We start from the raw sequence: 15,327 nt of genomic DNA on the forward strand, positions 1-15,327 counted from the left end.
CCTGGGCTGCAGGCGCTGCGGCATCCTGCTCGCGTGCTCGACGGCCGGCTGACGCCCGTCGTCATGCGCCGGCGGGCGCCACCTGCTGGCGGCGTTCCGCGGCCGTCGGATCCCCCGGCAGGTCCGTACCGCGGAGCGAGCACCCCACCGTCTCCCTCGCGAACGGGAGTGCCGCCATCCCCACCAGGCACGCGGCCATCATGTAGAAGGCCGGCACGAGGAGATTGCCTGTCGCACCGATGAGCGCCTCGTTGACCAGGGGCGCCGTGCCGCCGAAGAGCGCCGTGGCGATGTTGTAGGTGACGGCGAAGCCGGCGAAGCGGACGTGGGTGGGGAACATCGCCGGGAAGGTCGCCGAGATCGTGGCCAACTGCAGGACGTACAGGATCCCGAGGACGGCGAAGCCGATCAGGGCTCCGACGAAACCGGTGCCGATCAGCAGGTACATGGGGATCGCGGCGACGAACAGGCCCACCAGGGAGGTCCACCACATCGGTTTGCGGCCCACGCGGTCCGACAGGCTGCCGGCGAACGGGATGAGGCACATCATGACGAGCTGCCCCACCAGGATCAGGGTCAGCGAACTGTTGGCGGTCAGCCCGATCTGGCTCTCCAGATAGGTGGGCATGTAGCCGAGCAGCGTGTAGTTGGCGACATTCAGGGCGATGACGAGCCCGGTCATGGCGAGCATCGGACGCCAGTAACGGGAGACGAGGTCCTTCAGCGCGGACCCCGTGCTCGCCTCGACCCCGGCGCTGTCCTCGAGTTCGCGGAAGACCGGGGTGTCCTCGAGCTTCGACCGGAGGTACAGCCCGACGAGGCCCATGGGCCCGGCGATCAGGAACGGCAGGCGCCATCCCCAGTCGGTCATGGCCTGCTCGCCCAGGATGATCTGGAGGAACAGGGTGATGGCGGTGCCGAGGGCGAAGCCGAAGATAGTGCCGAATTCGAGGAAGCTGCCGCAGAAACCGCGCTTGCGGTCCGGCGAGTACTCGGCCATGAAGGTGGCGGCGCCCCCGTATTCGCCACCCGTGGAGAAGCCCTGCACCATGCGCAGGAACACCAGCAGCGCCGGAGCCCAGTAGCCGACCCGGTCGAAGGTGGGCAGCAGGCCGATGCAGAACGTGGCCCCGGCCATCAGCATGATGGTCAGCGCGAGGACCCTGCGCCGGCCCAGGCGATCACCCAGCGGACCCCAGACGAGGCCGCCCAGCGGTCGGACCAGGAAGGACACCGCGAAGGTGGCCAGGGCCCAGACCGTGCCGGAGCCGGTGTCCCCGCCCGGGAAGAAATTGGCGGTGATGTAGACGACGACGACGGCGTAGACGCCGTAGTCGAACCACTCCGTCGCGTTCCCCACGGCGGACGCCGCGATGGCCCGGCGGATGGTCTTCCGCCCCTCGGCGGTCTCGATCTGCGGAGCGGTGAAGGCGGCGCTGTCCGTCGTCCGGTCTGCCGGTGTCATCATGACCTCCCTGTGTGTGGCGCCATCCACGGTAGGCAGCCTGCAGGCCGGCTTCCAGTCGAAATTGGGCGGTCTGAACCCTTCACTCCGGCGATCCGGTGCTGTAGCGGCCCCCGCCGTCGAGCACTGTCGGGCCGACCGCCCGGACGGTGACCGGCAGCGCTCCGGCGCAGGACTGACCGGTGGCGTGGAAGAGCCCCGGCCCGATGGCTTCTGCCAGGGGACCGGGGCTCGTCGCGGGTCAGGCGTGGTCGGCCAGTTGCCGCTCCCGCAGGACCCGCTCGTCACGGCCCACCGAGTACATGAAGGCGATGGCGAGCAGCACGCAGGCGAGGATCAGGATGAACGTGGTGTCCCAGCCGAAGGTGTGGACCGCGAGGCCGATGCCGGTCGAGGCCAGCGTCGCCCCGAGGACATAGCCGAACAGCCCGGTGAAGCCGGCGGCGGTCCCGGCGACCTTGCGGGGGCTGAGGTCCAGGGCCTGCAGGCCGATGAGCATGACCGGCCCGTAGATCAGTCCGCCGATGACCACGAGGGCCGCGTAGGAGACGCCCAGCGGCCACTCGACGGGCGAGAGCCAGTAGACGAGGACGGCGAGGAAGACCCCGATGAGGAAGGTGATGCCCGCCGGTGAGCGGCGTCCGCGGAAGACCTTGTCGCTGAGGTAACCGCACAGCAGGGTGCCGGGGATGCCGGCGAGTTCGAAGAGGGAGAACCCGGCGATGCCCTCGCCGAGGCTGGCTCCACGCTCGTCCGCCAGGTACACGGGGGCCCAGACCAGCACGCCGTAGCGCAGCGTGTAGACGAAGACGTTCGCGAGGGCGAGTTTCACCATGGTCGCGTTGCGGATGACGTAGCGGTTGACGGTCTGCCAGGTGGTCGCCTCGGCGTCGGCGGCGTCGGACTCCACCGGGGCGGGATCGTCCCGGTACTCCTCGATCGGTGGGAGTCCCTCGGATTCGGGGGTGTCACGCAGGAGGAAGAAGGCGATGACCGCGATCACGAGGCACACGATGCCGGGGAACCAGAACGCGGCCTGCCAGGTGCCGAAGGTCGCCAGGGCCAGGCCCGCGAGGGCGCCGGACCCGGCGCCGCCGACGTTGTGGGCGATGTTCCAGAGGGCCGTCTTCGACCCGCGTTCCGACGTCGAGAACCAGTGCACGAGGGTGCGTCCGCTGGGAGGCCAGCCCATGCCCTGGAAGAAGCCGTTGAAGATCATGATGACGGCGAAGAACGCGACACTCGCGCCGACGCCGGGCACGAACCCGATGAACAGGTTCGCCACGGCGGACAGGACGAGCCCGATCGGCAGGAAGAGCCGGGCGCTGCTGCGGTCGCTGACGATCGCGCTGAGGAACTTGCTGATGCCGTAGGCGACGAGCACGGCGTTGGTGATGATGCCGAGGCCCAGGGTGCTGAAGCCCTCCTCGTCGCGCAGGATCGTGGCCACGAGCGGCACATTGTTGCGGACGAGGTAGTACCCGGCGTAGCCGACGAAGATGCCGAGGAACACCTGGAGGCGGAGCTTCGGGTACCGCTTCTGAACGGTCGTGTCGTCGAGGCGTTCGGCGGGCGGGGGTGCGGCGAGGAACCTCATGAGTCCCTTGTCGGCCCAGGTGTCCGTGGTGGTGGATCGAGTCAAAAGTGTCCCCTTGATGGTGCGTTCTGATGGTGCGTCGGATCAGGTGTTCCTGCGGTCAGGTGCCGCAGTAGGTCGTGTACTTCCCGAAGTCGTCCGGGGCGCCGGCGGCGTAGCGTTCCAGCCCCGGCCGCTCGTCGAACGGCCTGCGGACGACGTCGACGAGTCGGTTCATCGGTTCCAGGTCTCCGGCGGTCGCGGCCTCCAGCGCCTCCTCGACGAGGTGGTTGCGCGGGATGTAGACGGGGTTCACGCGGTCCATCGCGTCGGCGTCGGGCCCGTGGGCCAACCACCGCTCGGCCCAGGCATCGAAGGCGGCGGCGTCGAGCACCTTGTCCCGTGCAGGACGTGCGTCCCCGCGCACCACCGGGCCGAGGCCCCGGAAGAACGACGTGTAGTCCACGTGGTTCTCCTGCAGCAGGGTCAGGACGTCGTTGGCCAGGGCCGAGGCGACCTCGTCCTCGAGGTCGCCGGGCAGTCCCAGCTTGGCCTTCATGCCCGTGAGCCACGCGCCGCTGTACCGGGGGCGGAAGGATTCGAGCACGCCGACGGCGAGCGCGACGGCCTGTTCCTGGTCGTCGTCGATGAGTGGCAGCAGGGTCTCGGCGAGGCGGGCGAGGTTCCACTCGGCGATCAGCGGCTGGTTGGCATAGGCGTAGCGGCCGCCGCGGTCGATGGAGCTGTAGACCGTGGCGTAGTCGAAGACGTCCATGAACGCGCAGGGCCCGTAGTCGATGGTCTCGCCCGAGATGGTCATGTTGTCCGTGTTCATCACGCCGTGGATGAAGCCGACGAGCATCCACTGCGCCACGAGCGACGCCTGCGCGGAGACCACCGCCTCGAACAGTGCGAGGTAGGGGCGTTCGGCGGACGCGGCCTGCGGGTGGTGCCGGTCGATCGCGTGGTCGGCGAGGCGCGTGAGGAGGTCCTTGTTGCCCGTGGCCGCCGCGTACTGGAAGCTCCCGACGCGCAGGTGGCTGCTCGCGACGCGCGTCAGGACGGCGCCGGGGAGCATGGTCTCGCGGCGGACGTCGCGCCCGGTGGCGACGACGGCGAGGGAGCGTGTGGTGGGGATGCCGAGTGCCTCCATGGCTTCGCTGACGATGTACTCGCGCAGCATGGGGCCGACGACGGCGAGGCCGTCACCGCCGCGCGCGAAGGGCGTGCGGCCGGAGCCTTTCAGGTGGAGGTCCCGCAGGCGGCCGGCGACGTCCGTGACCTCACCGAGCAGCAGTGCCCGGCCGTCGCCGAGGCGCGGGTTGAAGCTGCCGAACTGGTGGCCCGAGTAGGCCTGGGCCACCGGCGTCGCGCCGTCGGGCACCGTGGTGCCGAGCAGCAGGGCGAGGCCGTCGGGGGAGCGGAGGAACTCCGGATCGAGTCCGAGGTCCGCGGCCACCGGTTCGTTGAGGGCCAGGAGGCGGGGTGCGGGGGCGGCGTCGGCCTGCCAGGCGACGGCCATCTCGGGCAGTTCCCGCGCGAAGCGACCGTCGATGGTGACCTTGGACTCTGTGGGCACGCTCATCCGTCCACCGTACGCCGGGGCGCTTCGCCGGGGACATCCGGGTGCGGGGGTTGCACCGGGCCTCGATCACCCGTCCAGGTCCCGGTGCGCCATGCTCTGCAGCGGTGTCACGGACCGGGCGCGGCCGGTCATACCAGGCTGGCCAGCCCGCTCCTGGCGGCGACGGCGCGCTCCGCGAACGCGGAGAAGGCGCGGGTCGCCGGGGAGAGATAGCCGTGCTTCCGCTGCACCAGGGCGATCGTGTCGTAGAGCGGTTCGGCGAAGGGGAAGCTCCTCACGCCGTCCTCACGCCGGAGGGATTCGAGGATCCCCCGCGCCATGAAGGAATCCCCGGCTCCGGCGGCCACCAGCCCGTAGGCCGTCTCCGCATGCTCGACCTCCATCTCCGCCTCGATCGACAGTCCCGTGACGTTGGCGCGTTCCCGCAACTGGCGTCGCGTGGGGTCCTTCCACCCGGCATGGGCGTCGTAGAGGACGAGCTTCGCGGCGGCGAGCTCCTCGATACTCACAGCGCCGGCGTCGGGGTCGCGGGTGGAGGAGATGAAGCGGACCTCGTCACGGGCGAGGCGCCGGACGTCGAGGTTCTCGCTGTCCACCGGAAGCACGACCAGGCCGCACTCGATCTCCCCGCTCGCCACCGACGCGGCGACGACGTGCGAGTTCAGGCCGATCATGCGCACGCGGACCCCCGGGTGCTTCTGGTGGAACTGCACCACGAGGTCGGCGAGATCGTAGTTCGCGGCGTACCGCAGCACGCCGAAGGTCGATACCCCGCCGTTGAGGGTCTGCAGGGCCTGCACGGCCTCGGCGCCGCGGCGGGCGGAGTTCACGCAGTCCAGGGCATGGGTGTGCAGTTCCTCGGCGGCCGGTGCGGGGGAGAGCCCCTTCGAGGTGCGGGTGAACAGGGGGGAGCCGAGTTCCTGCTCGAGCCGCGAGATCAGCTCCGAGGCAGACGCCTGGGTGATGCCGAGTTCCTTCGCCGCCGCGCTGAGGGACCGGCAGCTGTAGGCCGCCAGGAAGGCGCGGAGCTGATTCAGGGTCACAGGGAAACCCTATAGCTTCCACTGGGAAAGGGTGGGTTCCCCTATGTTGACGCCGGTCCTACGCTTCGGATCATGGAACTGACAGCGCACCATGCCTCCTTCATCACGGGCTCCTACGAATGCCTGAAAAGCGCCGGGATCGGCGGGGTGCCGGCGCAGCGGCTGCCCCAGGTCGTCGAGACCGTCTCGGAGATGCTCTCCGTCATCGAGAAGGGCGGGCGCGACGCCGTCGCGGAGTACTCGCGGAAGCTCGACGGCTGGAGCGGCGGCGACGTGGAGATGGACGCCGCCTCCCTCCGCCGGACCGGCGACTCCCTGACGCCGGACCTGCGGGCCGCCCTGGAGGCCGGAGCGGAGCGCACCCGGACGTTCGCCGGCCTCCAGCTCCAGCACCTGCAGGATTTCCAGGCCGAGGTGATGCCCGGGGTGACGGTGGGCCACCGGTACATCCCCGTGCAGCGCGTCGGGGCGTACCTGCCCGCCGGGCGGTTCCCGATCCTCGCGAGCGCCTTCATGACGGTCGGCGTCGCGAAGACCGCAGGAGTGCCCACGGTGATCGCGTGCTCACCGCCCACCTCCCCGACCGCCGGCAACCCGGCCGTCTTCTACTCCGCCTACCTCTCGGGCGTGGACCGCGCGTTCGTCGTCGGAGGCGTCCAGGCCCTCGCGGCGATGGCCTTCGGCCTGCTGGGCGAACAGCCGATGGACATGCTCGTGGGTGCGGGCAACGCCTACGTCACCGAGGCGAAGCGCCAGCTGTTCGGGCGGGTGGGCATGGACCTGCTCGCCGGTCCCTCGGAGGTCGCCGTGATCGCCGACGACACCGCGGACCCGGTCATCGTGGCCGCGGACCTCCTCGGGCAGGCGGAACACGGCCCCCAGTCACCCGCAGCCCTCGTCACGACGTCCCGGGAACTCGCCGTCGCGGTCATCGCCGAAGTGGACCGCCAGCTCGCGGACCTGAGCACGCGCGAGATCGCCGGCCCGGCCTGGCGGGACTACGGGACCGTCTACGTCGCCGAGGACAATGCCACGGCCGTCGAACTCATGGACGTGCTCGCGCCGGAACACCTCGAGGTCATGACGGCGGACGACGACTATTTCCAGCAGAACCTGACGAACTACGGATCCCTCTTCCTCGGGCCATGGTCCACGGTCGCCTACTCCGACAAGGGCATCACCGGCACCAACCACGTCCTGCCCACGGGCGGCGGCGCGCGCTCCTCGGCCGGCCTCTCCGTCGCACGGTTCCTGAAACCGCTGACCTTCCAGCGCATCGACCGTGCGGCGACCATGCAGCTGGCGCCGCTCGTGTCCGAGATCTCAGCCTACGAGGAGATGGAGGCGCACCAGCGCACGGCCGATCTCCGCATCACCCGATTCGAAACCCAGACCGTATCGACAAAGGAGCAACCATGAACAGCAGGCGTGCAATGACGTCCTTCGCAGCCGGGGCGATGGGTATCGCCCTCATGCTCACGGCGTGCGGCGGAGGGGACTCCGGCGGCAGTGGGGCCGGTGGCGGCGATGACGGTGCCATCGAGACCATCACGATCGCCACCTCCAACGACGCGCCGTTCTCCTTCACGGACGACGCGGGCGCCCTGCAGGGCATCGACGGCGAGATGATCAACTGGATCGCCGACAAGAAGGGCTGGGACGTCGAGGTCTTCGTGTCCGAGTTCGCGACCCTGATCCCCGCGATCAAGGCGGGCAAGGCGGACACCGTCGTCGACGCCATGTACATCACGGATGTCCGCAAGGAAGAGGTGAACTTCACGGACACCTGGTACCAGCAGGGCGAAGGCATGGTGGTCCCGGGGGACTCGACCATGACCAACCGCGACGACGCCAAGGGCACCGTGATCGGCGTCCAGACCGGCACCACGTTCATCGAGCTCGCCGAATCCCTCGAGCCCAAGGAGATCAAGTACTTCGACTCGCAGGCGGCACTCCTGACCGCCGTGGAGAACAAGCAGGTCGACGTCGTCTTCACCGACGCCGCCGTGGTGGCGTACAGCCTCGTGCAGAACCCGAACGACGCCATCAAGATCGTGGACCCCTACGAGCCCTACTTCCCGGGCCTGATCGGTGCCGCCGTGCCGAAGGAGAACACCCAGCTGCTCGAGGAGCTGAACTCGGGCCTCGCCGAGCTGAAGGCCTCCCCCGACTACATGGAGATCCTCACCAAGTACGGACTGACCGAGAGCAATGCCGTCGACTGACCGTCCTTCGTTCCACCGAGGTTGAAAGGAAGCCCGGCCATCGATTTCATCGAGAGCACCCTCAGCTACTTCCCGCGCCTGCTGGCGGCCGCGCCGATCGTCATCCAGCTCGCCCTGGGGGCGATGGCGCTGGCCCTCGTGCTCGGCCTGCTGGTGGCGCTCGCCCGGATCTCGAAGTCGAAGATCCTCCGCGGGATCGCGCTCGTCTACGTCGAGGTGATGCGCGGGACGCCCCTGCTGGTCCAGCTCGTCTACATCTTCTTCGTCCTGCCGGCGATCGGGGTCAACATCGACCCGGTCCCGGCGGGCATCCTGGGGCTGGGGCTCAACTATGCGGCGTACCTCTCCGAGGTGTTCCGCTCGGCCATCCTCTCGGTGGAGGCGGGGCAGACGGAGGCCGCGCTGTCGCTAGGCTACACACCGGGCAAGGCGCTGTGGAAGGTCGTCCTGCCGCAGTCCTTCATCGTCTCCCTGGGGCCCATCGGCAACTACTTCATCGCCATGGTGAAGGACACGGCGCTCACCTCGGTGATCGCCGTGACGGAGATCCTGAAGACGGCCAACGTCATCAACGCCCAGACGTTCGAGACGACGCAGGTCTACACCGCGGCCGCACTGCTCTACCTGCTGATCAGCCTCCCGCTGTCCCGCATCGTGAGTGCCCTGGAGAAACGAGCGAGGGTCCATGTCTGACGAAGTGATCGTGAGTGTCCGGGACGTCCACAAGACGTTCGTGGTGACCAAGACCCCGGGCCTGCTGCAGCGACTCCGGGGGCGGCGGCGCGAGGTCAACCGGATCGAGGTCCTCAAGGGCGTCGATCTGGACGTCCACAAGGGTGAGACGGTCGTCATCCTCGGGTCGAGCGGTTCCGGCAAGAGCACGCTCCTGCGCTGCATGAACAAGCTCGAGACGATCGACAGCGGCCGCATCCTCGTCAACGGCCACCTCGTCGGGTACGAGGAGCGCGACGGGAAGCTCGTCGACGAGAAGGCGTCCGTCACCGCGAGGAAACGGACCGACCTCGGCATGGTCTTCCAGCAGTTCAACCTGTTCCTCAACAAGACCGCGCTCGGTAACGTGATGGCGCCCCTGCAGGACGTCAAGAAGATGTCCCGGGACGAGGCGCAGCAGCACGCGCTCGAGAACCTGAAGAGGGTGGGGCTGCTGGACCGGAAGGACAACTACCCGTCGAGGCTGTCCGGGGGCCAGAAGCAGCGCGTCGCGATCGCCCGCGCCCTCGCCATGGATCCGAGCGTCATGCTGTTCGACGAGCCGACGTCGGCACTGGATCCGGAACTCGTGGAGGAGGTGCTGGCAGTGATCAAGGCGATCGCCGCCCAGGGCACCACCATGGTGATCGTCACCCACGAGATGCAGTTCGCGCGCGACATCGCGGACATCATCGTCGTCATGGACCAGGGCATCATCGTCGAGAAGGGGACACCCGACGAGGTCTTCTTCCGGCCCAAACACCCGAAGACCTACGCCCTCCTGAAGCGCTCCGGACTGACGGTTGAACCCCCGGGCACGCCTCGGTCCTGATGACGATCGCGGCTGCAGCCCCTAAACTGGTAAGCCACCTGATGTTCCCGGGTGGCGAGGCGACGATCAAGGGAGATCAGCATGGGCATCAGCGACAGGATCAGGACGACGGCGAACCGCTACCTCGGCAGGTCCGGCACCGGGACGGGCAAGCCCGCCGGGGGAGCCGCCGGCCGGCGTGGGACCCGCGTTCCCTCCGGCAGGACGGGCGGATTCATCCGCAACCTCCTCAACCGCAAGTAGCGGCAGCGCTCAGGCCCTCGACCTCCGGGAATAGGGCCTGAGCGTTCCGCGGTTGGGCCAGGTATGCAGGTAGAGATCTGGTCCGATGTGAAATGTCCCTGGTGCTTCGTCGGGAAGCGCCGCTTCGAGAAGGCCCTGGCGGAGTTCCCCCACCGCGACAGCGTGGAGGTGACCTGGAAGAGCTACCAGCTGGACCCGTCCCTCCCCGACCATTACGACGGTACCGAGCAGCAGTACCTCGCCGAACGCAAGGGCATCGATCCCGGGCAGGTCCGCCAGATGTGGCAGCACCTCACCCGGCAGGCCGAGGGCGAGGGCCTCTCCTTCGACTTCGACCGCGTGATGGTCGGCAACAGCTTCACCGCGCACCGTTTCCTCCACCTCGCCAAGGCTTCCGGCCGGGGCGACGCCGCGAAGGAAGCCGTCATGTCCGCGCACTTCGAGCAGGGACTCGACACCTCCGACGTCGAGGTCCTCGTCTCCCTCGGTACCGGCATCGGCCTGGGCGAGGAGGAGATCCGTGCGACCGTCGCGGGCGACCGGTTCGCCGACGACGTCCGCCACGACATCGAGGAAGCCCGCACGCTCGGCGTGCAGGGCGTCCCCTTCTTCGTCGTCGACCGCAGGTACGGGATCTCCGGCGCGCAGCCCGTCGAGGTGTTCCGGCAGGCACTCGACCAGGCGTGGCGGGAATCCCACCCCCTGGTGTCACTCACGCCGTCCGCCGACGGCCCCGCCTGCGGTCCGGACGGCTGCTGACGCGTCCGACCGAGGCGCGCTGACGCCGCCCGCCGGCCTCAGCGCCGCCGCGGGCCCCTCAGCGCCGCTGCAGGCCCCTCAGTGCCGTCGCGGACCCGAGGCCATCCTCCGCAGGTCGTCCTGCACGCGGGCCAGCTCGCGCTGTCGCTGGATCTTGAGGTCCTCGGGGTCCTGCCGCCGGTGCCGCACGGGCTCGGAGGCCTGCGCGGGTCCGGGCTGCCCGGGCGCGTCCTCCTCTGCCTCGAGGGGATCGAAGAACAATCCTTCGCGGTGCATGGGTCTCTCCTTCATCCGGTGTCAGGCCGACCCTAGCCCGGCCGTGTTTCCGGCACTTTTCGCGACGGCTCCGGCACTCGGCCTGGGAACTCGCATCGGCCCTGGCAGCCGGCTCCGGCACTCGGCTCCGTCAGCCGGCTCCCGCCATCCGCGCGACCATCATCGCGCCGTCGTCGAACCGGGTGATGGCCCACCCGATGCCGCCGAGGGCGTACAGCGAGATCGGCACGAGCAGGCACCATTCCCGGACGGAGCCCGCATTGCCGAGCAGGGGCACCGCGATATTGCCGTTGGGCCGCCACACCTGGGCGACCACGGGCACCTTCGCCAGGCTGCGCGGCCTGCGGAGCCGGAACGGGTACACCGGATTGCAGCCGCCCGTGGTCAGCATGTCCCCGAGGATATGGGCGACGACGCCGATCCCGACCGCGAGCGGGAACCAGAACTGCTCCTCGGGTGCGAACGCCGTGACGAACGCGCCGGCGGTCAGGCCGACCGCCCACGGCGAGCGGCGCATGCTGTCCGGGATGATCTTCAGGGCCTTCGCCGCGAAGGAGACGAGGAGCACCGTCAGCACTCCCGCGCCCGGGTAGATGGTGCCGAAATCGGCCGTCTCGACGGTCCACAGCCCGGCGATGAACGCGACGGCGACGAAGGCGGCGACACCGAGCAGCGAATGCGTGCCGCGTCGGTGGCCGCCCGAGATGGCCCCGACGCCCGCGCACAGCAGGTTGGACAGCGGTGGCAGGGAGTGGGCGATCGTGGCGCTGTGGTGGTCGGCGTCGGGCAGGAGCGCCGCCCCGGCGGTCACCAGGGCGCCGGTGACGACGCCCACCGGGCTGACGTCCAGCAGCCCGAGGCCGAGGGTGAGGGTGTCGGGCAGCACGGGCAGCAGGTGTCCGGGGTGCACCTCGATCCGGGTGGTGGCGGCAACCCAGGCGGCGGCGCCGCAGGCAGCATGGTGGGCGCCCATCATGGCGGGGGTCCTTTCGGTGAGACCGCGCCGGCCCGCAGGATCACGGCCGGCGACGAGATCCCATCCTGACGCGTGCCACCGTCATTATCGGAACGGACGGGTGTCGCCGCCGTGGCTCCGGAATGCTCCCGGTCCGGGCAGGGTTGCCCTACACATGCCCCTTCCCTTCGTCGGTGTGTCCCTCCTCGACCGCGCGCAGTCGCGCCTCGGCTCCTCGGAGGCCGAGACCCTGCAGGCCGTGATCGAGCGGGCGCAACGGGCCGAGCGGCTCGGGTTCCGGCGGTTCTGGGTCGCGGAGCACCACGGCGTGCCGGGCATCGCGGGGTCGGCGCCCGCCGTGCTCGCCGCCGCCGTCCTCTCCGGTACGACGACGATCCGCGTGGGCACGGGCGGCATCATGCTGCCGAACCACCAGCCCCTGGTCGTCGCCGAGCAGGCAGCGACACTGGCCGCCCTCTCCGGCGGTCGCTTCGACCTGGGGCTCGGCCGGTCACTCGGGTTCACCTCCGCCGTGCGTGCCGCGCTGCGGAGCGGCACGGAGGACGCGGACCGGTTCGGGGACGACCTCGCCGAACTGCTCGCCTTCCTCGGCGGCACGGCGCCGATCACCGCCCGACCGCAGGACGCCGGCCGCACCCCCGTGTTCGTCCTCGCCACGGGGCAGGGCGTGGACATCGCGGCGCGGGCCGGCCTCGCCGTCGTCCTCGGCGGCCCCGCCCTGTTCCGGGACAGCCAGCCCGCCCTCGACCGTTACCGCGCCTCCTTCCGCCCGTCCGCGTGGTGGGACCGCCCGCACGTCACGGCGTCCCTGAACGTGGCCGTGGCGGGGACGACGGCTGCGGCCCGGCAGCTGCTCCTGCCGGAGGCGCGGGCCCTCGCCGTCTCGCGGACCAGGGGGTACTTCCCGCCGCTCCAGGCCACCGGCGAACTCCGGTCGGCGCGGGAGGAGGGCCTCGTGGAGGAATCGCTCGCCGCGGCCGTGTACGGGACGGCGGACGAGGTGGAACGGCAGCTCACCGAACTGCAGGCCCGCACCGGCGCCGACGAGCTGCTGGTCAGCGGCGGGGCGTACGACCTCGAGGCGCTCGCCGCCTCCGACGAGCACCTGGCGGCGCTTGCTGCGCGGTGACACCGGGCACGCCCCGGTGACCGGGCGGGAGCCGGTCACGCCGCCCGGCACTTGACTCTCCGCTCCGCCGGCCCTTCGTCTACCGAGGGGATGGCGACCACGCGGGCAGCCGGCGGATCCGCTAGCCTCTGGCGGGAGGCAGAACCGAGTACCTGGAGGAAGACATGACGCGTCCGCTCGACCCACCCGCGGGTTCCCCGGTCCGCGCCGACCTCGGATCGTGGCCCACGCCGCTCGAACCGGCGCCTCGCCTGTCCGCCGCCCTCGGACTGGATTCCGGCGACCTGTGGATCAAGCATGACGACCTGATCGGGCTCGGCGGCGGCGGGAACAAGGTCCGCAAGCTCGAATGGACCGCCGGGACGGCACTCGCCCGTGGCGCCGACGTGCTGGTCACCAGTGGGGCGGCGCAGAGCAACCACGCCCGCCTCACCGCCGCGGCCGGCGCCCGGCTGGGGGTCGACGTCGTCCTCGTGCTGGCCGGGGAGCCCACACCGGCCGGGAACATCGCCCTCGACGCGCTGCTCGGTGCCTCCGTCCACTGGTGCGGGGACGCCTCGGACGAGGAGCTCGCCACCCGTGTGCAGGAGGTGGCGGACGAACTGACCGCCCAGGGCCGGCACCCCGGCGTCATCCCGTTCGGCGGGTCGAACGCGCTGGGTGCCACGGGCTACCGGAGGGCCGGCGACGAACTCCTGCGACAGGATCCCTCGGTGGAGAAGGTCGTGGTGGCGGTCGGATCCGGCGGGACCATGGCCGGGCTCGTCGCCGCTCTCGGGGCGGAGCGCGTCCTCGGCGTGGATACCGGCGCGTTGCCCGAACCGTCCGGCGCCGTCGCCCGGATGGTGGCGGAGCTCACCGGGCAGCCCGAGGACGGACCGGCCCTGCAGATCGACAGGACCCTGCTCGCCGACGGCTACGGCTCGGTCAGCGGCGACGTCCTCGAGGCGATGCACGTCGCCGCCCGCACCGAAGGGATCGTGCTGGATCCCACCTACACCGCCCGCGCCATGGCCGGCCTCCTGGGCGCGGTACGCCGCGGTGACCTGGTCCGGGGGCAGCGCATCGTGTACTGGCACACGGGGGGACTGCCCGGTCTACTGGGACACACGACGGCGCTCGAGAGGATCATGGCCGGATGAACAGTTCCACGGAGCACGATGACGCCGCGGCCTTCACGGCCTATCAGGAATCCTTCGCCGAAGCACACGGCTACCTGAACTTCGCGAGCTACGGCCCGCCGTCGCGGACGGTCCGGGAGCGCGTGGCCCACCTTCTGGAGATCGCCGGTGACGGCGGTGCTGACGCGAGCGAGACCCTGCACGGCGAGGACCTCCGCGCCCGGGAAGCCTTCGCGCAGCTCAGCGGGTTCCCCCTGGAGAACGTCGGCCTGACCGGCAGCACCTCGCTCGGCCTGTTCCAGGTGGCCTTCGGCCTGACCGGCGGGTCGGTGCTCGTCAGCGCCGGGGAGTTCCCGGCCAACACCTACCCCTGGCTGCGCACGAGCACCGCGGGGCGGGTACGCGCCGACCTGGTCGGCGCACCCGGGACCCTCCTGACGCCCGACGTCGTCGCCCGCGGACTGACGGACGACACCGTCGCCGTGAGCGTCAGCGCCGTCGACTTCCGCACCGGCTACCGCGCGGACCTTCCCGGGATCCGTGAGGCGATCGGGCCCGACCGGCTGCTGGTGGTCGACGGCATCCAGGCTTTCGGGGTCGCGGACCTGGAGTGGACACAGGCCGACGTACTCATCGCGGGCGCGCAGAAGTGGGTCCGCGCGGGCTGGGGTGTCGCGGCCATCGCTGCCTCCCCTCGCGCGATCGAGCGGATCGACCCGCTGCTCACCGGGTGGACGGGCGTCACCGATTCCCGCCGGTACGACGGCGAGGAGCATCCGCCGCTGCCCGGAGCGGAGCGCTTCTCCATCTCGAATCTCTCGCCCTACGCGACCGGCGCCTTCGCGGAGGCCCTCACCCTGATCGAGTCGGTGGGTGTGCCGGCGATCGAGGGCATCGTCGCCACCCATGCGCAGGGGCTCATCGAGCAGCTCGACGCCGCCGGTATCCAGGTCCTCTCACCGAGGGAGCGTGCGGACAGCGCCGGGATCGTCGTGGCAGGGATCCCCGGACGGGCTGCCGAAGCCCACGCGGCCCTCGCGGAGGCCGCCATCAGCACGACGCTCCACGGGGAGGACCGCATCCGCTTCTCCGTCCACGCGACCACCCGCTCCGAGGTGTTCGGGGAGGCCGCGACGGTGCTGGCGCCGTTCGCCTGAGGCGCGGCGCCGGGTCCGCCGCGCATGGCGATACGGCGGGCACTATAGGCCGCGCCATGCCCTGGCGCCAGATGACGGCAAAAAGTTTGTTAACAGAACGCAACCAATCCTCGAAGTGTCTGCGGGCGGTGCTAACGTCCAGCCAGAACATGTGACCTAGGCAACATGTTTCACGGTCTCAGGCGTCTCACCTGGGTCCGTTCTGCATCAGCTGGGATATTTCACTAAG

15 protein-coding genes are annotated in these 15,327 nt (G+C 70.1%); 9 read left to right on the forward strand and 6 right to left on the reverse strand.

The genetic code is table 11. The features are described 5' to 3' along the window. Positions 1-61: 61 nt before the first annotated feature. The 4 genes from QFZ50_RS16770 to QFZ50_RS16785 all read right to left on the reverse strand — a co-directional run bounded on the left by QFZ50_RS16770 (position 62) and on the right by QFZ50_RS16785 (position 5,669). Entirely contained in the window at positions 62-1,468 is a 1,407-nt protein-coding gene (locus QFZ50_RS16770; RefSeq protein ID WP_307086074.1) for an MFS transporter, read from the reverse strand. A gap of 238 nt (positions 1,469-1,706) precedes the next feature. Then, on the reverse strand, positions 1,707-3,062 hold the full coding sequence (locus QFZ50_RS16775) for an MFS transporter (protein WP_307086871.1): 1,356 nt from the start codon (positions 3,060-3,062) through the stop codon (positions 1,707-1,709). A 100-nt stretch (positions 3,063-3,162) separates the two neighbouring features. Next, on the reverse strand, positions 3,163-4,626 hold the full coding sequence (locus QFZ50_RS16780; RefSeq protein WP_307086076.1) for a protein adenylyltransferase SelO: 1,464 nt from the start codon (positions 4,624-4,626) through the stop codon (positions 3,163-3,165). A gap of 128 nt (positions 4,627-4,754) precedes the next feature. Then, positions 4,755-5,669, reverse strand: coding sequence for a LysR family transcriptional regulator (locus tag QFZ50_RS16785; RefSeq protein ID WP_307086078.1), 915 nt, complete (start codon positions 5,667-5,669; stop codon positions 4,755-4,757). A 72-nt stretch (positions 5,670-5,741) separates the two neighbouring features. On the opposite strand from QFZ50_RS16785, the gene hisD reads away from it, so the two are divergent. The 6 genes from hisD (at position 5,742) to QFZ50_RS16815 (ending at position 10,439) form a co-directional block, all read left to right on the forward strand. After that, complete coding sequence (hisD, locus tag QFZ50_RS16790) at positions 5,742-7,088, forward strand: histidinol dehydrogenase (protein WP_307086080.1); 1,347 nt, start codon at positions 5,742-5,744, stop codon at positions 7,086-7,088. Further along, entirely contained in the window at positions 7,085-7,894 is an 810-nt protein-coding gene (locus QFZ50_RS16795) for an ABC transporter substrate-binding protein (protein ID WP_307086082.1), read from the forward strand. The genes hisD and QFZ50_RS16795 overlap by 4 nt, the downstream gene beginning before the upstream one ends. Before the next feature lie 21 nt (positions 7,895-7,915). Then, positions 7,916-8,587 carry an amino acid ABC transporter permease gene (locus QFZ50_RS16800; protein WP_307086084.1) on the forward strand — a complete coding sequence of 224 codons (672 nt, stop codon included), beginning with the start codon at positions 7,916-7,918 and terminating at the stop codon, positions 8,585-8,587. Further along, positions 8,580-9,437: an amino acid ABC transporter ATP-binding protein gene (locus QFZ50_RS16805; protein WP_307086087.1), complete on the forward strand. Its 858-nt coding sequence runs from the start codon at positions 8,580-8,582 to the stop codon at positions 9,435-9,437. The genes QFZ50_RS16800 and QFZ50_RS16805 overlap by 8 nt, the downstream gene beginning before the upstream one ends. 81 nt (positions 9,438-9,518) lie before the next feature. Continuing rightward, on the forward strand, positions 9,519-9,680 hold the full coding sequence (locus QFZ50_RS16810; protein ID WP_307086089.1) for a hypothetical protein: 162 nt from the start codon (positions 9,519-9,521) through the stop codon (positions 9,678-9,680). Positions 9,681-9,743: 63 nt separating this feature from the next. Then, positions 9,744-10,439, forward strand: a complete 696-nt coding sequence (locus tag QFZ50_RS16815) for a DsbA family oxidoreductase (protein WP_307086091.1) — start codon at positions 9,744-9,746, stop codon at positions 10,437-10,439. Positions 10,440-10,517: 78 nt separating this feature from the next. On the opposite strand, the gene QFZ50_RS16820 is transcribed toward QFZ50_RS16815, so the two are convergent. Both QFZ50_RS16820 and QFZ50_RS16825 read right to left on the reverse strand, forming a co-directional pair. Beyond that, positions 10,518-10,715, reverse strand: coding sequence for a hypothetical protein (locus tag QFZ50_RS16820; protein ID WP_307086093.1), 198 nt, complete (start codon positions 10,713-10,715; stop codon positions 10,518-10,520). A gap of 130 nt (positions 10,716-10,845) precedes the next feature. After that, positions 10,846-11,691: a metal-dependent hydrolase gene (locus tag QFZ50_RS16825; protein ID WP_307086095.1), complete on the reverse strand. Its 846-nt coding sequence runs from the start codon at positions 11,689-11,691 to the stop codon at positions 10,846-10,848. Positions 11,692-11,845: 154 nt separating this feature from the next. Here QFZ50_RS16825 and QFZ50_RS16830 point away from each other — a divergent pair, with 154 nt between their 5' ends. The 3 genes from QFZ50_RS16830 (at position 11,846) to QFZ50_RS16840 (ending at position 15,098) form a co-directional block, all read left to right on the forward strand. After that, positions 11,846-12,820, forward strand: a complete 975-nt coding sequence (locus tag QFZ50_RS16830) for an MsnO8 family LLM class oxidoreductase (protein ID WP_307086097.1) — start codon at positions 11,846-11,848, stop codon at positions 12,818-12,820. 164 nt (positions 12,821-12,984) lie between these two features. Beyond that, positions 12,985-13,962 carry a D-cysteine desulfhydrase family protein gene (locus tag QFZ50_RS16835; RefSeq protein ID WP_307086099.1) on the forward strand — a complete coding sequence of 326 codons (978 nt, stop codon included), beginning with the start codon at positions 12,985-12,987 and terminating at the stop codon, positions 13,960-13,962. Beyond that, positions 13,959-15,098 (forward strand): aminotransferase class V-fold PLP-dependent enzyme, encoded by a 1,140-nt coding sequence (locus tag QFZ50_RS16840; RefSeq protein ID WP_307086101.1) that lies wholly within the window; start codon positions 13,959-13,961, stop codon positions 15,096-15,098. The genes QFZ50_RS16835 and QFZ50_RS16840 overlap by 4 nt, the downstream gene beginning before the upstream one ends. Positions 15,099-15,327 lie beyond the last annotated feature (229 nt).

Origin of the sequence: Arthrobacter agilis, assembly GCF_030816075.1 — a bacterium.
Taxonomy (GTDB): Bacteria; Actinomycetota; Actinomycetes; order Actinomycetales; family Micrococcaceae; genus Arthrobacter_D; species Arthrobacter_D agilis_E.